We start from the raw sequence: 20,516 nt of genomic DNA, 5'->3' as shown, positions 1-20,516 counted from the left end.
AAATACTCGTTTACCCTCACTAGGAGAGCAATATGAAAATTACAGCAGCCGTAATGCGTGAGAGGGGTGGTAGCTTCTCAATGGAACAAGTTGAATTAGATGAGCCGCGCGATGATGAAGTGTTGATTCGCGTTGTAAGTTGTGGAATTTGTCATACAGATACTCTTCCGCGGGATCAAGTGGTACCAGCACCATATCCTGCTGTCTATGGTCATGAGGGATCGGGTGTTGTCGAAAAAGTTGGCAGCAAAGTCACCAAGTTAAAACCCGGTGATCATGTGGTGATGAATTGCAATTATTGTGGTGACTGTGACACTTGTAAAACCGGTATGCCAATGTATTGTCGAGAGTTTTTTAAAGCGAACTTCGGCTTTGCACGCATGGATGGCAGCCCAACTATGCGTCAAGGTGACGAAGTAATCCATGGAGGTTTTTTCAGTCAGTCGTCTTTTGCCACATATGCCCTTGGCAGTGAACGCAGCGTAGTAAAAATTCCTTCAGATGTGCCGCTGGAACTTATGGGACCGCTAGGGTGTGGAGTGCAAACTGGTGCCGGTGCTGTGATTAACTCATTGCATCCTCAGGCAGGGGATTCCATTGCGATTTATGGTGCGGGATCAGTTGGGCTCTCAGCCTTGCTGGGGGCTGTGGTTACTGGGTGTGCAATTCGAATTTGTGTAGATCCGAACGAAGAGCGTCTGTTGTTAGCTGAAGAATTGGGCGCAAGCCATGTGATAAAATTCAAAAGAGTGGCTAAGCCGCTCTTTTGGTTCTATACTTGATCGCTTTCAGGCTCGTTCACTAAGCCACGTTTCCAGCCATTTCCTAGAGATCTTAACTCCACCATGTTTTTGGGAATCGCTTGGCATTAAATGATATTCAATCGGCCACTTGAACTTTTCCAGCTTACTCGCCAGAGTACGTTCATACACTTTTTTAGGCTGCAGCGAATCCGTATCAAGCACCGCAATTGGTCTGAAACCATAGACTTCATCCTTAACTGGAACAACTATGGCGATACGTATATCAATGTGAGCACTGAGAACCGCTTCAATCTCTTCGCAATGAATGTTTTCGCCACCCGAAATGAATCGGTTGTCTTTGCGACCAACGACAATCAACTCGCCTTCTTCTAGGTAACCCAAGTCTCCCGTTGAAAACCAACCATCTTCATCTTGTAGCGATTTAATCTGCCCTTGACGGTAATACCCATTGGATAACGTATCCCCTCTCAGCCTAATCTCTCCCTCAACGCATTGGATTTCTCTGTATGGTAGAACCTTACCCGAGGAAGGTTTTTGATTGGTGCGCTTTGCTGTCACAGTCGATGCGGCTTCAGTAAGCCCATACCCCATCCAAGTATCGATACCTCGATTTTGTGCACCTTCAATAAGAGTATTTGGAATATGACTACCACCAAGCAACACTCTTTTCAGCAAGCCTATATCGTCACTATCGAGAAGCCGCTTTAACTGGGTAGAAACCAGTGACGCGTGAGTAACAAACCTCAAATCATGGAGCCACCCTTTTGTCGTAGGAATAGACATCGTCGCACCTGATACCAACCACCGCCAGAATATGGCAAGCCCTGATACGTGATAAAGAGGTAGACTTAATAACCACGAGTCACCCCATTTGAATTCAAATTCACTCAACAGCCCAGTTGCGGAAGTAATATGATTGGACTCCGTGTGAGCAACCGCTTTCGGATCGCCTGTACTCCCAGACGTGAAAATTAAACTCGAAATCGCTAGCTGTAACTCTGGAGAAACAAAACTATCCTGCTTTTGGCACTCCCACTCTCCTGACGGTTGCTGTTCAAACACCAATTTAGGAGTGATGGACTCCAACTTTTTCTTGATGATCTCTCTAGGTGAAAACGCAATTGGAGCAAAAATCGCCCCAATTTCTTGGCAGCTCAGTGCGATCTCTACAAGAAAGTCATCGTTTTTTCCAACACACGCAACCACGTCCCCAGCAGCGACGCCCATTTCATTCAAAGACTCGCTACGGGCAATTACCTTATTAAGTAACACTTCCCACGTTACATTTTCATCTTCATTCACCAGCGCAATTTCGTTTGAGCGAGAATTCGCCCATTTACGCAATAAAGAGTCTTTTTGTGGTAAACGGACTTTTTGCGGTAAAGGAGCCTCTGGCAATAGCGTGTTATTTGGCAATGGCATGTCCTGTGGGTTGACGTACTTTTTAACCACTATGTGTTTTTAGCACTGAAACACGAGCTCTTGGGAATCCAGCGATGTGATGGGTAAGGATGAACCCGGCCAAGGGACTTCAAGTTGTGAAGCAAATAAGCTCAGGGTATCCAGCCCCGGCACACTGCTCGGCGTAAGCCAATGTGCCAAGCGGGCAAGTTGATTTAGACCCAAACTGGACTCCAACGACGAACTAATCACACTGGAGATACCCAGTTTTTCCGCTTGCTTGACCAACGCGGCACAACGTTCAATCGACCCGATCAAGCTCGGCTTAATCACCAAGCTTTTCACTCCGGTAAGTTCCGATAATTTGAAGCCCTCTTCTTTAACTGCATGTTGAAGCGTTTCATCCCAAGCGATTGCAATGCCAGTATCGATAGCAAACGCTAGGCTTTCACCCGGCCTTTTACAGGGTTCTTCTAAGAAGGCAATTCGTTGTCGGTATGAAGGATTAACGTGACTCGCGAACTTTCGCGCTTCTTCTGGCGACCAAGATCGATTGGCATCAAGACGAAGAGACAAATCAGGAATGGATTCAAGAAACAGATTCACCAACATTCCATCACGAATAGGCTCATAGAGACCAACTTTGATTTTGGCTACCTTCTCTCCCTGAATGTGGCTAAGGATAGGCAGTAGCTCGTCTGGATCACCGGTACAAAGTGGAGCAACATTGTAGTTGCCGTTTTCAGGCAGCCCACCCGCCAATTCCATTTGAGCAATAGATAACCCGAAAGCAACCGATGGAAATAAGTCATCTAATTTCAATGCCCCCTCACTTGCCCATAATGCGAGTGCTTGTTGTAATTGCTCTCCTGCTTCATCAAAACTTTCTTGGCTAAAACCCGGAAGAGGTGCAACTTCACCATATCCGGTTTTCCCCGCATCGGTAAGTTCAACAATCCAACCTTCTCGTTGAGGAAGTTTTTGATCACGTAATATCACCCCGCTATCCATCGCCAGCTGATATCTGTAGAGCTTTACATTTCGCATAGAACTATCCTTTTCCTACCTAACTGAGTGGCAAATTACTTTCACGCCAATTGATTTTATTAGGCGTAATTTGCCAATGACGTTGTTATATACTCAAGCTACCTAAGTAACCAATTAGGGATTGCGAGGGAATTTATCAAAGTCAGGGCGGCGCTTTTCATTGAATGCATTCCTACCTTCTTGCCCTTCATCCGTCATGTAGAACATCATGGTCGCATTACCTGCGAGCTCTTGAAGTCCAGCCTGACCATCACAATCCGCATTTAATGCCGCTTTCAAACAACGCAGTGCCATAGGGCTATGTTGTAATGTTTCTCGGCACCAGCGTACGGTTTCCTTTTCGAGATCTTCAATTGGTACAACGGTATTCACCAGCCCCATATCCAGTGCTTCTTGTGCATCGTAGAATCGGCACAAAAACCATATCTCACGAGCCTTTTTCTGTCCTACAATTCGCGCCATGTAAGATGCACCCCAACCGCCATCAAACGATCCAACTTTCGGCCCAGTTTGACCAAACTGAGCATTCTCGGCGGCAATGGTCAGGTCACACATCATATGAAGGACATGACCACCACCTACCGCGTAACCTGCCACTGCAGCGATCACGGGTTTTGGGCATGTTCTAATCTGACGCTGGAAGTCTAGTACATTCAAATGATGTGTGCCGTCATCATCTTGATATCCACCATAATCGCCACGGATTTTCTGATCACCACCACTGCAGAAAGCGTCTTCACCTAGCCCTGTGAGGATGATCGCCCCGACCTTATTGTCGTATCGAGCATCAGCCAGAGCGTGAATCATCTCATTCACCGTTTGTGGTCTAAACGCGTTTCGCACTTGGGGGCGTGCGATAGTAATTTTGGCGATGCCATCGGATGATTTATGGTAATGAATATCTTCATAACGATTGCTTGAGCTCACCCACTCAACCGGAGCATAAAGCTCCTCTTCTGTAATACCGACCGTTCTTGCCATAGTTTTCTCCGGAAGTTATGACTGAAGTTTGTACTCAGTCACACATTGATTAATGATTTGAGCAAATGCTGCAGGTTGCTCTTGATGCACATTGTGCCCAGCATTTTTAACTAAACTGAACGTCAACCCACTTGATTCCGCTAACGTTTTGTATTTTTCATCTTTGTCGCCACAAACGTATTGAATACAATCGTGCCTTAATATTTCGTCCAGCAAATAGGGTTGCTTCGCTAATGATGTAGCGCATAACATTCTCGACACGCCAACCGTATTATTATTTCGTCTTTGGTTGATAACACTTTGTCTTTGCTCATGATTTAATGAGTTAAATACTGGTTGTTGATACCAGCTTTGCAAAACCTGCTCTATATCTTCATTGGCAAAGCGTTTCGCCCATTTAAGGTCGTTTTTCCATCTGGCGTCTTTTTCCAATTCACTTTGTAATCCAAAATGGCCACCTTCTAATACGACTTTTACAATATTGGCTCGATCCCAATGACCATTCGCTAAGCCAGACATCGCAATCCGTGCGCCCAGAGAATACCCAACCAAAATAACGGGGGTATTTTGCGACAGCCTCCTCTTCAGAGTGCGATTTACTTGTTCGCACGCTTCAGATAAATTCGCAGCCGTAACAGCGGCACTTCTACCATGCCCAGCTAAATCAATGCCTAAGCAGTTAAATTCATTCAAATACTTAGAAGTGGTTTGCCAATCAAAGGCACTGCCTAAAAAACCATGAAGAAACACCGCTACAGGCTGGTTTACATGCGTTTCATGGTAAGCCAACCATTGACTACCTAAATACATATTGGCTTCCTAAGTCATTGCAGACTTTTTCCGTAATGGGTTTTAGCTCGCAGGATGTTTGCTCCGAAGGGGTAATCAATTCAACCAACAAAGTGCCGTTGCCCGACGCTAAATGGCTCACGATTTCTTGTATGCAACTTGAAGTATCGCTTGGTGCCGCGTAACCCAAACCAAATTGCATCGCTGCGTGCTTGAATTGATACCCATGTGGCATTTGATAGAGTGCTCTTTTTCTCTCTTTGGGCACGGGTAATAAATCGAAAATAGCACCGCCATCATTATTGGAAACCAAAATAACTGAGGGGTGAGTATTGGTATGAGTCCAAAGAGATAAAGAGTTGAGATCATGCAATAAAGAGGTGTCTCCAATCATAACTAAAGACTTATTTTTACTGGCTGAGTGCACACCTGCTGCCGTTGCAACCAAACCATCAATCCCTGACGCTCCACGGTTTGAATAGATTTCAAGTTCAGGTGTTTTCGCCAGCATATCCACCAATCGAACCAGCAAACTATTACCAAGGAATACCGTAGGTACATCCAAGGTATAGTCGAATAAACGCATAACTAAATCCGCTTCAGAACAGGCTACAAATTCGTGAGAACGAATAATCTTTTGAGTGATTTCTGATACTTTTTTTAAAGCATCTCCCCAACCGTGATACTGAATGTCTGATGGACTTATTTCGGTCAACGCGTTTTCACACCAAAAACCGACATCCGCAATAACTCTATGCTGTACTCTATGGCTTGGATTCAGTCGTTGCTGATAAGGCTGAACGATTTGATAATCACAATGGTCACCGCGTTTTTCTATCCAATTTAATAGACGTTTTGAAACGAGCCTCGCCCCAAACTGAAGAATCAAATTGCAGTCGTCTAACGCTTTACTGGCCTCGGGGCTTCTTAGCCAGAGATCGTAATGCGCAAACTCGCTGCTCACCCCACTTTGCGGGTCGCAGAACACAGGCCAACCTAAGCACTTCGCAAGCTCTAGCGCCTTTTGAGATTCAGATAAATTCAATGAGCCAAGAATCACGACGCCTTTTTTGCTTTCTATTGAGTGGACTTGGCTAAATGAGTCAGTTGAAAGACTGGGTTGAGAATGAAAGTGAGACACTCCGGTTAAGAGAGAGCGAGATTCATACCAAGGCTTTACTTTCAGAAGATAAGGATCATCGAAATTTGCTTCATTTCCATCATAAAGCGGCTCGGGATATGGGCAATTGAAATGAACGACACCGCCATGCTCGGATTGAAAATGCATTGCCTCATCAACAGTGGACAGCAGCCAATTAGCAGGGATTCGTGTATTTGGACTTGGAAGATTGACGGCTTTGCTTACATGTGAAGAAAAAATGCCCATTTGGTCGATGGCTTGATTTGCACCACAATCGATAAGTTCCACAGGGCGATCTGCGGTGAGTACAACAAGTTTTTCTCCCGTCAGGTTGGCTTCACATATTGCGGGCAGTAAATTAGCTACCGCCGTCCCAGATGTCACCACAATAGCGACGGGATTATGAGAAGCTTTTGCCAAACCTAACGCGTAAAATGCTAAGCCACGTTCATCAAAGTGGCAATGAAGGTTTAATGACAAATTAGCATCGGCTTCTAACGTTAACGGTGTTGATCGCGAACCTGGTGCGATGCAAATGTCTTCGACGCCAAATCGGGTTAACTCTTCTAAGATCAGCGTTGCCCAAACACGATTCAAACTCGCTTGTTCAATCATGATGCTACCTCCACTTCTGGCAGCGTGTTAAATAGACTCAGCAGTGTTGACATTTTCTTGTCTAATTCCTGCCACTCTCTGTCTGATTCTGATCCCGGAACAATTCCCGCTCCGGCATAAAAATGAATGTGTTTAGCGGTAATTTTTGCACTTCGGATAGCCACACAGAACTCGGCTTCTTCTCGATTAAAAAAACCAACATTGCCGCTATACCATTCTCGATTAATGGGCTCGTTTTTATGAATAAAGTCGAGTGCTTCTTCTCTTGGTAGCCCCGCAATAGCGGCGGTTGGTTGAAGTACGGATAGGATGGATTCACCGCTCGATTTTTTCGATATTTCCGCCTTAATCACTCTGCGTAAATGCTGAACCTTAGAAAGCTTCTTGATGCTAGGAGATTGCTGAATTTGAATTTGATTGCAAAGAGGCGCTAAACGCCCAACGATATCTTCAACAACGAACTGATTCTCTCGCTGATTCTTTGGGTCGTTAAGCAACCAAGTCGAAAGTGACAAGTCGTGTTCAGAGCTGCCCCCTCTTCCTACCGTTCCTGCCAAGGCTTCCGTTTCTAACTCCAACCCAACACGTTTGTATAGCCGCTCAGGTGTCGAACCCACAAATGAATTCTCTTCATCGATGGCAAATGCAAAGTGATAACTTCCCTCGTTCTTTATCTGGCTCAAACGAATAAAAGCAAAAGGAGAAATTGTGTGGGTCTGTTCAAATGTTGATTGACGAGCAAGAACCACCTTTTTCAACGCACTGCTTTGAAATTGGGTTAATGCTCGAACGACCAACCCATCCCATACCTTTGCTGTAGGTTGATGTTCAACAAAGGTGAGCTCAGGCAAAGGAACTAGGCGGGATAAGCTGGAGCAACCGGCACTCAAAGAGGCTAACGCGTTCAGAGTGCTACTTATATCGCAGGAGAGATTAACGCTTAGCGTCCAATCGTTGTCATTTCGAATCAATTCTATTTGAGGAAGAAAGCAATAAGATTCGGGTTTTATGTTGGTATTGGTTTTAGTATTGACGCTACGTCGTTCGTGCTCTGCAAAGTTCGAAACAACCCAGATGTTTTGCTTCGGCTTGAGCCCGACTTGCGCATCAATAGTCGATCGGAATTGGGAGACTTGCCCTAGTGTGGCAGCTTCAATATTTCCGCCTCTCGATTTCCAGTACAGCTTAGGGGAATGAGGCTGATGTTCTAACCAATCAAGCAAAGAAAAACTTGAATCAAGTTCAATAGGTAAACTGATTCGATGTTGGTGCTCCTTTCCTTGGTAAACACATTCAATTAGTTCGTTAATTTTTGCTTGTAGTGGCAACAAGGCAATCTCACTCTGCTTCAAACTGAGATCATCTTATCTTAGGTCGACTATTCTATTTGTTGATGTTAGACAAATCTGAGCGGATTTAGGGAAAAATTCGGGCTACACAGAAATCGATATTCAAGTTACCTGAGGTGCATGATTCAAGTAATTTGACCCTGTATGTCAGAACAATATAAAAACCTGAAATTTCAAACAGATTTTTATTCTATTAAGAATTTAAATAGTGTACTTTTAGAAATTAAAATAAAATAAATCGGGATTTACTCAATGCAAAATATCGGGATGTCATCAAAACTCGACAATGTCTGCTACGACATTCGAGGTCCTGTACTCAAACATGCTAAGCGCATGGAAGAAGAAGGGCATAAAATACTAAAATTGAATATAGGCAACCCTGCCCCATTCGGTTTTGACGCCCCAGATGAAATTCTTGTTGATGTAATCCGCAACCTGCCCACTTCTCAAGGGTATTGTGACTCAAAAGGCATCTACTCCGCGAGAAAAGCGGTGGTTCAACATTATCAGCGTAAAGGTCTTTTAAATCTTGATGTAGAAGATGTTTACATCGGCAACGGTGTATCCGAACTTATCGTTATGGCAATGCAAGCTCTACTCGACAACGGCGATGAAATGCTGGTCCCTGCCCCCGATTACCCATTGTGGACTGCCGCCGTCTCTTTATCTGGTGGAAATGCGGTTCATTATCGATGTGATGAGGAATCCGATTGGTATCCTGATCTTGAAGATATGAAGGCGAAAATCACGCCAAAAACACGTGGCTTGGTACTGATTAACCCAAATAACCCTACAGGCGCGGTATACAGTCGCGACTTTCTTCTGGAAGTGATTGAAGTTGCTAGGCAGCATAAGTTGATTATTTTTGCCGACGAAATCTACGACAAAGTCTTGTATGACGGTGCTACGCATACTTCTATTTCAACGCTGGCAGACGACGTTTTAATGGTCACGTTTAATGGTTTATCTAAAGCGTATCGTGTTTGTGGCTTTCGCGGTGGCTGGATGTTTTTGACCGGGCCTAAAGGTATCGCCAAGGGCTACGTCGATGGTTTAGATATGCTTTCATCAATGCGTTTGTGCGCCAATGTTCCCATGCAACATGCCATTCAAACCGCTTTGGGTGGCTATCAAAGCATTAATGAATTGCTTTTGCCCGGTGGACGCTTATTGGAGCAGCGAGATCGAGCTTATGAATTGATTACTCAAATCCCGGGAATCACCTGTGTTAAACCCAAAGGGGCCATGTATTTATTCCCCAAAATTGACGTGAAAAAATTCAACATAACCAATGACCAAAAATTTGTTCAGGATTTTTTGATTCAGGAAAAAGTACTTCTAGTGCAAGGATCCGGTTTTAATTGGCCAGAGCCCGATCATTTCAGAATTGTTACCTTGCCGCATATCGAAGATTTGGAAACCGCCATAGGTCGGCTTGAACGCTTCCTAACCACTTACAAACAGTAAATTTTTATCTTAACGGCGCCTCAATATTGATTGGGGCGTTTTTTGTTCGGCTAGTTGTACCTTTCAGCCCAATCTCTTACTCGCTATACTCAAGCTAGCACTTTGAAATTATTCGAGTATCACACCCATCCGAAAAAAGGAGCCATTCATGGCACGCAGTCATTTCTTCGCTCATTTGGCCCGAATGAAACTTATCCAGCGTTGGCCTTTGATGCGCTCTGTTTCTACAGAAAATATTTCTGAACACAGCCTGCAAGTCGCCTTTGTTGCGCATGCTCTGGCCATAATCAAAAATAAGAAATTTGGCGGCAATGTTAACCCCGAGCGAATCGCTCTATTGGGTATGTACCATGATACCAGCGAAGTCCTAACTGGGGATTTACCTACACCTGTAAAGTACTATAATCCTGACATCGCCAAGGAATACAAAAAGATAGAAGCGGCGGCAGAAGAAAAGCTTGTCTCTATGTTGCCAGAAGAATTTCGGGAGGATTTTGCACCTTTCTTAATTTCAAAAAATGCGCATAAGGATGATCAAAATATCGTAAAACAAGCCGACAGCTTATGTGCATACTTAAAGTGCTTAGAAGAATTGTCCGCTGGTAACCACGAATACGCGCAAGCAAAAAAAAGACTCGATAAAACGTTAAAGGAAAAAGAATCCCCAGAGATGACTTATTTTCTAGAAACGTTTGCGGAGAGCTTTGAATTGTCTCTTGATGAAATAAGCTAAATAAGGCGACTTGGCTTACTGTACAAGAAGAAATAAACGAGCGAGGACTCAATGACAGAAACTGATCATAATGCATGGCAAACTCGAATGAATGCAGAGCAAAAGATGCGCAGAGACGATCATCGAGACCCGTTTCAACGAGATCGCGCTCGAATCCTCCATTCAGCTGCCTTCCGTCGACTGCAAGCCAAAACCCAAGTCCATGGTACTGGCGTCAATGATTTTCACCGAACACGATTAACCCACTCGCTAGAAGCAGCTCAACTCGGTTCAGGGATACGCGCTCAGGTTAAACGTAAACAACCCAACCTCGCCGACTTGCTCCCTACCTCTAGCCTGATGGAAGCTTTATGTTTGGCTCATGATATCGGCCACCCACCGTTTGGGCATGGAGGTGAAATTGCCTTGAATTATATGATGCGTGAGCACGGTGGATTCGAAGGTAATGCGCAAACTTTTAGAATCGTCACCCAGCTTGAACCTTACACTGAACACCACGGTATGAACCTGACTCGCAGAGCTTTGCTGGGACTCATCAAATATCCAGCTCTCATCAGCGAACTGCGTTCATCATCCATTCCAGAATCGGTGTCCAATCAGCGCAAACTCAAAGCCAGCGACTGGCACCCTGCGAAAGGGATATATAACGACGATAAATCTTTGTTTGATTGGGTCTTAGAGCCTTTAAGTGGCAACGATAAAGATCGCTTTTCAGCGCTAAGGGCTCGTGAATACACACCATTTGAACATAAAAAGACACAGTACAAGTCTTTGGACTGCTCCATTATGGAGCTTGCCGACGATATTGCTTATGGGATTCACGATCTAGAAGATGCAATTGTGTTGGGCTTGATTCATCGCTCACAATGGCAAGAAGTGGCGGCAAGCCAACTGGCTGAATGTGGTGATAAATGGTTTGAAGAGAACATTCAACAGATCAGTGAAAAACTATTTTCTGGTGTCCATTACCAAAGAAAAGACGCCATTGGCGGAATAGTAAACGCACTACTGACCAGTATTAGCGTCAAAGAGTTTACCGAAACAAGGTTCGACGAACCTCTATTGAGATGGAACGCTAAGTTAGAAGAACCCGCCGAGAAAGCACTGGAAATCTTCAAGCAATTTGTGAGTCGATATGTTATCCAGATCCCTGAGGTTCAGGTTGTTGAATATAAAGGGCAACAAATTATTATTGATATCTTTGAAGCGCTTAGTGGCGATCCTAAAAGACTCTTACCGGAAATAATTCGCCAAGACTGGATTAGAGCAACTGAATCTCACGATGGTGGAATGCGTGTGATAACTGACTATATTTCATCATTAACTGATGGCTCTGCTCAGAGGTTGCATCAGCAGCTATTTTGCTCTTAATTCAGTGGAAAGCGTACTCATCTCGAAAAATCAACATACCCTAATAATTTTGAGCTCGGATATGCGGTGGTATATGTTTAAACTGCATATCCACCATTTGATTAAAGCTTTCTATCAGCGGAGTAAAATCTCGCGTTACGTCTAAAATATTCAGCAAATGAAAACCTGCTTCTACTGTAGACAAGCTATTACTTGAAGGTGCCTTTCGAATCCTGTAATTCCCTTCAAGGTCAACAGGTAAAGCGACACTCGTTAAGGAGTGCAAATTTTCACTAAGCCGCCATATTTTATACGCTTTTTTCCACGTCCCATCTATTAGCAGCACACGGTGTTTTCTGATTTCATCATTGCCCAATCGAGACACTGGAACACTTTCTTCACTTGGGAACAGCACCGAGTGATTATAGCTGTCATCTTGAAGTAGATCGTTAAGCTCTGTGTGTTCTGAAAAGTTTTCCCCGACGAAAATACGGCATGAATCTAGAGATAAGTTCAAAATCCTTGCGGTACCCATCGCGCGATGTACTTCATCAGGATGTTGAAGAATAATGAGTTCTACCTCAGAATGGAGGTTTTGTATGGTATGGCAGATACACATTTTCTTTGCCTTGCCACAATCTTGGCAATATCGGTATGTAGAAGCAGATTGATGATCAGACATAAAGCAGAGCTCGTTCCCGTTGTTACCGTATTCCTCATCGCCATGGTAATTGCAGAGTACCCTGCTTTCCAACCTTGGCTACCTTGGAATGCTGACTTAATACTGAATGGTCAGTGGTGGCGAATCGTAACAGGAAACTTCACACACACCAATCTCAATCACCTCATGCTTAACGCTGCAAGCTTTGCGGTCATCGCTTTTTTCTTCCGATATACCGCTTCATGGCTTTCGCTTATCATTGTTGTCCCCCTTATATCCATACTGATCGGAATTGGACTGCTAGCCAGCGATATGTACCAATACGCGGGTTTTTCTGGTGTGCTGCATGGCATTTTTGCGTTCTATGCAATTACGGAAACGATTCAGGGAAGAAAACACAGCGGCTTGCTGGTTTTAGGTATCTTGATAAAAGTTGGGTGGGAAACCTGGGTTGGCCCTTCGGCAGACACAGAAGCACTCATTGAGGCGAAAGTGGCGACAGAAGCCCACATTGCCGGAACTATCATCGGGTTAATTCTCGGTAGCCTGCAACCCAAGGGGTGGGTAAAAGCAGCGAGTTAAGGAATTAATCCCCCAACTCGCAGGAATGCATCATCTAAAGCAGTATGCGTTCTTTATTTTTTTCAACGGTAGATTTACCTATTCCCTTAATTTTTATCAAATCTTCAGCCTTCTCAAACAAACCATTTTCTTGACGAAATTGAATAATATCCTTGGCTTTCTTCTCACCTATGCCAATCAATAACGTTTCTAGCTCCTCAGCAGTCGCTGTATTAATGTTTACAGTAATTTCTATACCATCGTACTTATCCGCTTTTTGAGTGCTTTTAGATGGCGAAGAGGTGCTCTCTGAGAAAGCCGGAAGAGACACACATAAAGAAAGAGATGCAATAAGAGCCAGTTTGATGAACTTCATTTTACGTTCCTTGTATAAAAAAACGTATTCTGAACAGACGAAAATGATTAGAAAACAGTCAATACTAGAAATAGAACAGGCCGCATAGTGCGGCCTGTGTGATAAACAAATTAGTTACATACTTTTACGGCTGGGTACTCTCAATTACGTAGAACTCGACATCCGCGCTTTCACGCAGTGCTTTGCTCAATGCAATCACATCTTGTTCACCGTTAGAACGCACTAACTGCATACCGATTTGTGCAGCAAACGCTGGTTGCTCTTCAGCAGCAACACCAGCTAGCTCAACCACAACGATATTGCCCGAGAAGTCTTTAGACTGTCCGTAAACTTTCTTGCCTTCTTCTGGCTTAGTCAGAGCATATACCGTGTTCGCAAGTGGGTTACCACGGTTTATGGTTTCTTGCTCGCCAAACGCTAAGCCTTCTTGCTCAAGAACACTCGTGTCGTCGTTAGATAGAGTTTCGATAAGCTGGTCAGCAAGTTCAACGGCTTTTTGCTCACCTTTTACAACAGACAACTGCTGCATAACTTGATCTTTCACTTCTTCAAACGGCAACACCGTTTCTTCTCGAACGTCATCAACACGAACCACTACAACATGTTCAGGTGCAATCTCAACAGGAATTGAATTTTCACCATTTTCTTTCACTTCTACGCTGTAGATAGCTTCTTGAACTTCAGGACTGCTTAGAATCTCTGGCGCATTAAATCGAGAAACAAAGTCCGTAGTTTGCACGGTACTCTCAATCAACTCTGCTGATGGTTCTAGCGAGTTAGGTGCTTCAAATGCAATGCGCTCTAGGTCATTGTATAGATCATGGAAGCGGTCAGCGGCTTTTTGGTTAACGATGTCTTGCTTGATCTCGTCTTTAACTTCACTTAGCGGTTTAGTCTCAGAAGCTTTCAAGTCATCTAATTTGATGATGTGGTAACCAAAGTCAGATTTAACCAGACCAGTTGTATCGCCAACTGCGGTCAGAACAAACGCTGCTTCTTCAAATGCTGGATCCATCACATCACGCTCAATCCAACCTAAAGAACCGCCAGTTTCAGCGCTACCGATATCTTCCGAACGAGACTTTGCTAGCTCAGAGAAGTCAGCGCCCGCGCTCAGCTCATCCAAAATAGCTTGTGCTTTAGCTTCTTCGTCGCCTTGAACCAGAATATGGCTCACGCTGCGCTGCTCTGCTGTAGAGTATTGATCAATGCTCTCTTGGTAGTATGCTTCAATGTCTTCTTCAGTAACATCTACATTCGCTTTCAATGCATCACCCGAAAGCTCTAGGTATGACACCTTAACTTGCTCTGGACGTGTGAACTGAGAGGCATTCGATGAGTAGTATTCTTGAAGCTCTTCATCTGAAAGATTTGCAGATTTTGCAAACTCTTCAACGTTTAGCTCAAGCGTACGAATATCACGAGTCTGAGTGATCAGTTTAGATTGATCAGCAACTTCACCTGGAAGGCTAAACTCACTTGCACTTACCGCTTGAAGAAGCTGATTGCGTACTTCACTGCGACGCATTACTTCACCAAATGATTCTGGAGTATAGCCAGCACGGCGAAGAGAAGTCTCATAGATGTCCTGATTGAATTTGCCTTCCAATTGGAATTCTGGCATTTGCAGGATCATACCAAGTACTTGTTCATCGCTGATTCGCAGACCAAGTGACTTTGCGTGATTCTCAAGCAGGATTTCATTCACCATTTTATCTAAAACTGACTGACGCAGTCTTTGAACGAAATCGGGGTCTGAAAGAAGGTTAGCGTATTGCTCACCATATTGCGCTTGAAGCATGTTGCGTTCATTTTGATACGCTTGCTCAAAAGCTCCGCGGCTAATCTCAACACCATCGACTTTAGCAGCAACGTTGCTACCACTACCGATATAGCCACTGACACCAGTGAAGACAAAGGACAGAATAATAAGTCCCAGAATAATTTTAACTGCGATGCTGTTTACGCCTTCGCGCAATCGTTCCATCATAATGTAACAACTCTCCAAAATTGAGCCTGAGCTCTGACTAAGCACTTAAATCTACACAGTAGCGAATCTAATTATCCAGCTCACTGATAAATATGTGTGATTTAGATCTGCAGTCCACAAAAAAGTTCATTAAAGAAATGAGTACATTTTCAATTTTCTAGACCGCAACTTACTCAGAAGGGAGCAGGCATTTCGCTCTATAGCGCTGAATGGTGAAGATGATATCAGAAAAAGAAATGCGCACCACATTGATGCGCATATTTCAGGACTTTTTGGCGTTTTTGAGCGCCATTCCCAGTAATTAACCTTTAGCAGGTCAATTCAAATTTAGTTACACGCGTCTTTAAGCGCTTTACCTGCTTTAAATGCTGGTACTTTTGCTTCCGCGATTTGGATCTCTTCACCAGTCTTAGGGTTACGACCTGTGCGTGCTGCACGAGTACGTACGCTGAATGTACCAAAGCCTACCAATGCTACTTGGTCGTCAGACTGTAGAGTATCACTCACTGCTTCAATGAATGCGTCTAGGGCACGACCCGCTGATGCTTTAGAAATGTCAGCGTTCTCTGCGATTTTTTCTACTAGTTGTGTTTTATTCACGTGATGTTCCCCTTTAGTACTACCGATTCCAAAATGGCAGTATTCGTTCCGTTAAAAAATTTAGTTATTTTTAAACCGCACCTTATGGATAAAGGCGTTGTCCTTGGTGGATAAACTTAGCGTCCAAAAAAAACGCTGACAAGCCTTTTCAAGCAAGTCAGCGTGTTTTGTTTAGTTATTTTTGCTGCACGTCACTATTTTACAGACTCTAGAGTGACTCCAGACGGGTCTTTTTCTAATGCAATCGTTAACACGTCGTCAATCCACTGAACCGGTTTAACCACCAGATCTGCAATAACATTGTCAGGAATCTCTTCCAGATCACGTTCATTGTCTTTAGGAATGACAACCGTTTTAATGCCACCACGGTGAGCAGCGAGCAGTTTTTCTTTCAATCCACCGATTGGAAGCACTTCGCCACGCAGAGTAATTTCACCTGTCATCGCTACGTCCGCTTTCACAGGGTTCCCTGTTAAGCTAGAAACCAGCGCTGTGCACATCGCGATACCGGCACTAGGACCATCTTTTGGCGTTGCCCCTTCTGGAACGTGCACGTGAATATCACGTTTTTCGTAAAAGTCTGAGTTGATACCCAATCTTTCCGCACGAGAGCGAACAACGGTCATCGCAGCTTGGATAGACTCTTGCATCACATCACCAAGAGAACCCGTTTGCGATAGTTTGCCTTTACCTGGCATAGATTCGGTTTCAATCGTCAACAGATCGCCGCCAACTTCCGTCCAAGCCAAGCCGACAACTTGTCCAATACGGTTACTGTCGTCCGCTTTACCAAAGTCATGACGTTGTACACCTAGGAAATCTTTAAGATTTTCGATGTTTACGACTACTTTCTTAAGGTTAGAATCAAGCAGGATATTCTTGACTGCTTTACGGCAGATCTTCGAAATCTCACGCTCTAGGCTACGTACACCCGCTTCACGCGTGTAGTAACGAATAATACCGATGATGGCAGAATCTTCGATTTCGATTTCGTGTTCTTTCAAGCCATTACGTTTGATTTGCTTGCTAACCAAGTGGCGTTTAGCAATGTTCAGCTTTTCATCTTCTGTGTAACCAGATAGACGAATCACTTCCATTCGGTCAAGCAATGGACCTGGAATGTTCATTGAGTTAGACGTTGCAACAAACATGACATCAGACAAATCGTAGTCCACTTCAAGGTAGTGGTCATTGAATGAGTTGTTTTGCTCTGGGTCAAGCACTTCAAGTAATGCTGATGCAGGATCGCCACGCATGTCAGAAGACATCTTGTCGATTTCATCCAACAAGAACAGTGGGTTTTTCACTTCCACTTTCGACATTTTTTGAATCAACTTACCCGGCATTGAGCCAATGTAAGTGCGTCGGTGACCGCGGATTTCGGCTTCATCACGTACGCCGCCCAAAGCCATGCGAACATATTTACGACCAGTAGCAGCCGCAATAGAGCGACCAAGAGAGGTTTTACCTACGCCCGGAGGACCAACCAAGCAAAGGATAGGACCTTTAAGCTTGTTGATACGGTTTTGTACTGCCAAGTACTCCAGAATACGCTCTTTAACGCGCTCTAGACCGTAGTGGTCTTCGTTTAGCACTTCTTCAGCTTTAGAAAGGTTCTTCTTCACTTTAGAGCGCTTAGCCCAAGGAACACCAACCATCCAGTCGATGTAGCTGCGCACAACCGTTGCTTCGGCTGACATTGGAGACATCATCTTAAGCTTTTGCAGCTCTTGTTCAGTCTTCTCACGCGCTTCTTTAGGCATCTTCGACTCTTCGATCTTAATCTTCAGAGTTTCGAATTCGTCTGGTGCATCGTCCATCTCACCAAGCTCTTTCTGAATGGCTTTCATTTGCTCATTCAGGTAGTACTCGCGCTGAGATTTTTCCATTTGCTTCTTAACACGACCACGGATGCGTTTTTCGACTTGAAGCAAATCGATTTCTGATTCCATTTGCCCCATCAGGAATTCTAGACGTTCATTGACATCTATAATTTCAAGAACTTGCTGCTTGTCATTAAGTTTTAGAGGCATGTGGGCTGCGATGGTATCAGCTAGGCGTGCAGCTTCATCAATTCCGTTCAAAGAAGTTAATACTTCAGGCGGAATTTTTTTGTTCAATTTAATGAAACCTTCAAACTGATTGATAGCGCTGCGAACAACGACTTCTTGCTCGCGTTCATCCAACTCTGGAGTCGGCAAGTATTCAGCGTCTGCTAGGAAAAAGTCATTTTCTTTAAACTGATGAATTTGAGCGCGCTGTTGACCTTCAACCAACACCTTCACAGTGCCATCTGGCAATTTCAACAACTGTAGGATTGTGGCTACGGTACCAATGGAAAACAGGTCATCGATAGACGGCTCATCTGTGTCTGCTTGCTTTTGTGCGACAAGTAGAACTTGTTTGCTGGTGTCCATCGCAGATTCCAGGCAACGGATTGATTTCTCTCGGCCAACAAACAAAGGGATAACCATGTGTGGATATACCACTACATCTCTCAAGGGTAATACGGGGATCTCGATACGCTCGGAACGTTCCAAGTTCATACTATTCTCTCTTCCGTTTCTGCTTATTTGCAGTATATGGGGGCAAATGGCTTAGATTCAACGAGATAATAAAAAAAAGGAGGCAAAAGCCTCCTTTAGTATTTAAAAGTTTTTTATTCCGCGCCAGCGGCCTGATTGTCATTGCCTTCATAAATCAACAATGGTTCAGATTCGCCTTGGATAACTGCTTCATCTATAACGACTTTGCTTACATCTTCTGATGATGGCAATTCGTACATTGTTTCGAGAAGAACAGCTTCAAGAATAGAGCGAAGACCACGAGCACCAGTCTTACGATCCATCGCTTTCTTAGCAATGGCTCTTAGTGCATCTTCACGGAATTCCAGCTCTACATCTTCTATGTCGAACAGAGCAGCATACTGCTTGGTCAACGCATTCTTTGGTTCACAAAGAATCTGAATAAGCGCTTCTTCATCAAGTTCTGTCAGAGTCGTAGTAACCGGTAGACGACCAATGAATTCTGGAATCAAACCGTATTTAACGAGATCTTCTGGTTCGACTTGCATGAACAATTCGCCCACTGTGCGAGTTTCGTCTTTAGAACGAATCTCTGCACCAAAGCCGATACCTGTACCTGTCGCGGTACGTTGCTCAATGACTTTATCTAAACCGGCAAACGCACCACCACAGATAAACAGAATCTTAGAAGTGTCTACCTGCAAAAACTCTTGTTGAGGGTGCTTTCTTCCACCTTGAGGCGGAACAGAAGCGACGGTACCTTCAACCAGCTTCAATAACGCTTGCTGAACACCTTCACCCGAAACATCGCGAGTGATTGAGGGGTTCTCTGCCTTGCGAGAAATCTTATCGATTTCATCGATATAGACAATGCCGCGCTCTGCTTTTGCTACATCGTAGTCACATTTCTGCAGAAGCTTCTGAATAATGTTCTCAACGTCTTCACCTACATAGCCAGCTTCCGTCAATGTGGTTGCATCAGCCATAGTGAAAGGAACATCAAGGAAACGAGCCAGGGTTTCAGCCAGCAGTGTTTTACCACTACCTGTTGGACCGATCAGCAAAATGTTACTCTTGCCCAGTTCAACGCCTTCGCTCGTTGTGTCGCCATTACGCAGACGCTTGTAGTGGTTGTATACTGCAACCGCTAGCACTTTCTTTGCGTAATCTTGGCCAATCACATAATCATCAAGGTGTTCGCGAATTTCGCGAGGAGTAGGAAGTGCGCTCGACTCTTTCTTAGGGAGCACATCCTTGATTTCCTCACGAATAATATCGTTACATAAGTCGACGCATTCGTCACAAATGTACACTGATGGGCCTGCGATTAGCTTGCGAACTTCGTGCTGGCTTTTGCCGCAGAAAGAGCAATAAAGTAACTTACCGCTACCGCCCTCTTTGCTTTTATCTGTCATTCGCTAACCTCTTAGCCTTAACTGTCTTGTTTTGAGTTTATATCAATTTTCACCAAATTTCGCCTGCATCTTTCGGCGAAGCGCAATTACGCTTTATGGTGCGTCAAAACTGAATCAACCAAACCGTATTCTACTGCTTGATCTGCCGACATAAAGTTGTCGCGATCTGTATCACCTTCAATAACTTCAAGAGGCTGACCAGTGTGCTCTGAAAGCAACTTGTTTAGCTTCGATTTAATCGTCAGGATTTCTTGAGCGTGAATTTGAATATCAGATGCCTGACCTTGGAAACCGCCAAGAGGCTGGTGAATCATTACACGAGAGTTTGGTAATACGTGGCGCTTACCTTCTGCACCACCTGCCAACAGGAATGCCCCCATTGAACACGCTTGACCCATACATACTGTACTCACGTTCGGTTTGATGTACTGCATCGTGTCATAGATAGACATGCCTGCTGTAACACTGCCGCCTGGAGAGTTGATGTATAGGAAGATGTCTTTGTCTGGGTTTTCTGATTCAAGAAACAGCAATTGCGCAACCACTAGGTTCGCCATTTGGTCTTCGACTTGACCAGTAAGAAAAATGATACGCTCTTTAAGCAGACGAGAATAGATATCGTAAGAACGTTCACCACGGGAAGTTTGTTCTACCACCATGGGTACTAGTGCATCAATGATTGGAGACATTGCATTTTTTTCTTGGTAGCTCATATTCTTATATCCCTAAATAAAATGGCCCGGATGATAGA

General features: G+C 44.2%; 18 protein-coding genes. 5 read left to right on the top strand and 13 right to left on the bottom strand.

The features are described from left to right. The first annotated feature begins 32 nt into the window (after positions 1 to 32). A complete protein-coding gene (locus LDO37_RS05300) occupies positions 33 to 782 on the top strand; it encodes an alcohol dehydrogenase catalytic domain-containing protein (RefSeq protein WP_221768547.1) in 750 nt (249 codons plus the stop codon). Positions 783 to 788: 6 nt separating this feature from the next. Here LDO37_RS05300 and menE read toward each other — a convergent pair whose 3' ends face one another. The 6 genes from menE to LDO37_RS05270 all read right to left on the bottom strand — a co-directional run bounded on the left by menE (position 789) and on the right by LDO37_RS05270 (position 8,090). After that, positions 789 to 2,180, bottom strand: coding sequence for an o-succinylbenzoate--CoA ligase (gene menE, locus LDO37_RS05295; protein ID WP_263422445.1), 1,392 nt, complete (start codon positions 2,178 to 2,180; stop codon positions 789 to 791). 45 nt (positions 2,181 to 2,225) lie between these two features. After that, entirely contained in the window at positions 2,226 to 3,212 is a 987-nt protein-coding gene (menC, locus tag LDO37_RS05290) for an o-succinylbenzoate synthase (RefSeq protein ID WP_126608299.1), read from the bottom strand. A 114-nt stretch (positions 3,213 to 3,326) separates the two neighbouring features. Beyond that, a complete protein-coding gene (gene menB / locus LDO37_RS05285) occupies positions 3,327 to 4,193 on the bottom strand; it encodes a 1,4-dihydroxy-2-naphthoyl-CoA synthase (protein WP_101113597.1) in 867 nt (288 codons plus the stop codon). Positions 4,194 to 4,208: 15 nt separating this feature from the next. Continuing rightward, positions 4,209 to 5,003 carry a 2-succinyl-6-hydroxy-2,4-cyclohexadiene-1-carboxylate synthase gene (menH, locus tag LDO37_RS05280; RefSeq protein WP_126608298.1) on the bottom strand — a complete coding sequence of 265 codons (795 nt, stop codon included), beginning with the start codon at positions 5,001 to 5,003 and terminating at the stop codon, positions 4,209 to 4,211. Next, complete coding sequence (gene menD / locus LDO37_RS05275; RefSeq protein WP_224055343.1) at positions 4,990 to 6,738, bottom strand: 2-succinyl-5-enolpyruvyl-6-hydroxy-3-cyclohexene-1-carboxylic-acid synthase; 1,749 nt, start codon at positions 6,736 to 6,738, stop codon at positions 4,990 to 4,992. Before menD ends, menH begins: the two co-directional genes overlap by 14 nt. Then, positions 6,735 to 8,090: an isochorismate synthase gene (locus LDO37_RS05270; RefSeq protein ID WP_224055342.1), complete on the bottom strand. Its 1,356-nt coding sequence runs from the start codon at positions 8,088 to 8,090 to the stop codon at positions 6,735 to 6,737. The genes menD and LDO37_RS05270 overlap by 4 nt, the downstream gene beginning before the upstream one ends. Before the next feature lie 249 nt (positions 8,091 to 8,339). On the opposite strand from LDO37_RS05270, the gene LDO37_RS05265 reads away from it, so the two are divergent. From LDO37_RS05265 to LDO37_RS05255, 3 genes are all read left to right on the top strand, one after another. Further along, positions 8,340 to 9,554 (top strand): pyridoxal phosphate-dependent aminotransferase, encoded by a 1,215-nt coding sequence (locus LDO37_RS05265; RefSeq protein WP_126608295.1) that lies wholly within the window; start codon positions 8,340 to 8,342, stop codon positions 9,552 to 9,554. A gap of 148 nt (positions 9,555 to 9,702) precedes the next feature. After that, on the top strand, positions 9,703 to 10,287 hold the full coding sequence (gene yfbR, locus LDO37_RS05260) for a 5'-deoxynucleotidase (RefSeq protein ID WP_101113592.1): 585 nt from the start codon (positions 9,703 to 9,705) through the stop codon (positions 10,285 to 10,287). Between the two features lie 51 nt (positions 10,288 to 10,338). After that, a complete protein-coding gene (locus LDO37_RS05255) occupies positions 10,339 to 11,658 on the top strand; it encodes an anti-phage deoxyguanosine triphosphatase (RefSeq protein ID WP_126608294.1) in 1,320 nt (439 codons plus the stop codon). Positions 11,659 to 11,698: 40 nt separating this feature from the next. Here the strand turns inward: LDO37_RS05255 and LDO37_RS05250 are convergent, their stop codons facing one another. After that, positions 11,699 to 12,319, bottom strand: a complete 621-nt coding sequence (locus LDO37_RS05250; RefSeq protein WP_126608293.1) for a tRNA-uridine aminocarboxypropyltransferase — start codon at positions 12,317 to 12,319, stop codon at positions 11,699 to 11,701. Here LDO37_RS05250 and rrtA point away from each other — a divergent pair. Next, entirely contained in the window at positions 12,308 to 12,880 is a 573-nt protein-coding gene (rrtA, locus tag LDO37_RS05245; protein ID WP_126608292.1) for a rhombosortase, read from the top strand. The genes LDO37_RS05250 and rrtA overlap by 12 nt on opposite strands. A 34-nt stretch (positions 12,881 to 12,914) precedes the next feature. On the opposite strand, the gene LDO37_RS05240 is transcribed toward rrtA, so the two are convergent. The 6 genes from LDO37_RS05240 to clpP form a co-directional block, all read right to left on the bottom strand. Beyond that, the gene (locus LDO37_RS05240; protein ID WP_126608291.1) at positions 12,915 to 13,235 is read right to left on the bottom strand and encodes a ComEA family DNA-binding protein; all 321 of its coding nucleotides are present in this window, start codon (positions 13,233 to 13,235) and stop codon (positions 12,915 to 12,917) included. A 124-nt stretch (positions 13,236 to 13,359) separates the two neighbouring features. After that, positions 13,360 to 15,225, bottom strand: coding sequence for a peptidylprolyl isomerase (gene ppiD / locus LDO37_RS05235; RefSeq protein WP_126608290.1), 1,866 nt, complete (start codon positions 15,223 to 15,225; stop codon positions 13,360 to 13,362). A 327-nt stretch (positions 15,226 to 15,552) separates the two neighbouring features. After that, positions 15,553 to 15,825 (bottom strand): HU family DNA-binding protein, encoded by a 273-nt coding sequence (locus tag LDO37_RS05230; protein ID WP_101113587.1) that lies wholly within the window; start codon positions 15,823 to 15,825, stop codon positions 15,553 to 15,555. Between the two features lie 194 nt (positions 15,826 to 16,019). Next, complete coding sequence (gene lon / locus LDO37_RS05225) at positions 16,020 to 18,371, bottom strand: endopeptidase La (protein ID WP_126608289.1); 2,352 nt, start codon at positions 18,369 to 18,371, stop codon at positions 16,020 to 16,022. Between the two features lie 113 nt (positions 18,372 to 18,484). Then, positions 18,485 to 19,765, bottom strand: coding sequence for an ATP-dependent protease ATP-binding subunit ClpX (clpX, locus tag LDO37_RS05220; protein ID WP_101113585.1), 1,281 nt, complete (start codon positions 19,763 to 19,765; stop codon positions 18,485 to 18,487). An 86-nt stretch (positions 19,766 to 19,851) separates the two neighbouring features. Further along, positions 19,852 to 20,478: an ATP-dependent Clp endopeptidase proteolytic subunit ClpP gene (clpP, locus tag LDO37_RS05215; protein WP_101113584.1), complete on the bottom strand. Its 627-nt coding sequence runs from the start codon at positions 20,476 to 20,478 to the stop codon at positions 19,852 to 19,854. Positions 20,479 to 20,516: the final 38 nt, after the last annotated feature.

The organism is Vibrio penaeicida (assembly GCF_019977755.1).
Lineage (GTDB): Bacteria > Pseudomonadota > Gammaproteobacteria > Enterobacterales > Vibrionaceae > Vibrio > Vibrio penaeicida.
This window is presented reverse-complemented; position numbering and strand designations above follow the sequence as displayed.

Excerpts from the sequence above, each read along its gene's own strand:
- rrtA (WP_126608292.1), top strand. The coding sequence starts at position 12,308 with ATGATCAGACATAAAGCAGAGCTCGTTCCCGTTGTTACCGTATTCCTC.
- ppiD (WP_126608290.1), bottom strand. The coding sequence starts at position 15,225 with ATGATGGAACGATTGCGCGAAGGCGTAAACAGCATCGCAGTTAAAATT.
- LDO37_RS05255 (WP_126608294.1), top strand. The coding sequence starts at position 10,339 with ATGACAGAAACTGATCATAATGCATGGCAAACTCGAATGAATGCAGAG.
- LDO37_RS05300 (WP_221768547.1), top strand. The coding sequence starts at position 33 with ATGAAAATTACAGCAGCCGTAATGCGTGAGAGGGGTGGTAGCTTCTCA.
- LDO37_RS05265 (WP_126608295.1), top strand. The coding sequence starts at position 8,340 with ATGCAAAATATCGGGATGTCATCAAAACTCGACAATGTCTGCTACGAC.
- LDO37_RS05240 (WP_126608291.1), bottom strand. The coding sequence starts at position 13,235 with ATGAAGTTCATCAAACTGGCTCTTATTGCATCTCTTTCTTTATGTGTG.
- menH (WP_126608298.1), bottom strand. The coding sequence starts at position 5,003 with ATGTATTTAGGTAGTCAATGGTTGGCTTACCATGAAACGCATGTAAAC.
- menC (WP_126608299.1), bottom strand. The coding sequence starts at position 3,212 with ATGCGAAATGTAAAGCTCTACAGATATCAGCTGGCGATGGATAGCGGG.
- clpP (WP_101113584.1), bottom strand. The coding sequence starts at position 20,478 with ATGAGCTACCAAGAAAAAAATGCAATGTCTCCAATCATTGATGCACTA.
- menD (WP_224055343.1), bottom strand. The coding sequence starts at position 6,738 with ATGATTGAACAAGCGAGTTTGAATCGTGTTTGGGCAACGCTGATCTTA.
- menB (WP_101113597.1), bottom strand. The coding sequence starts at position 4,193 with ATGGCAAGAACGGTCGGTATTACAGAAGAGGAGCTTTATGCTCCGGTT.
- clpX (WP_101113585.1), bottom strand. The coding sequence starts at position 19,765 with ATGACAGATAAAAGCAAAGAGGGCGGTAGCGGTAAGTTACTTTATTGC.
- yfbR (WP_101113592.1), top strand. The coding sequence starts at position 9,703 with ATGGCACGCAGTCATTTCTTCGCTCATTTGGCCCGAATGAAACTTATC.
- lon (WP_126608289.1), bottom strand. The coding sequence starts at position 18,371 with ATGAACTTGGAACGTTCCGAGCGTATCGAGATCCCCGTATTACCCTTG.
- LDO37_RS05250 (WP_126608293.1), bottom strand. The coding sequence starts at position 12,319 with ATGTCTGATCATCAATCTGCTTCTACATACCGATATTGCCAAGATTGT.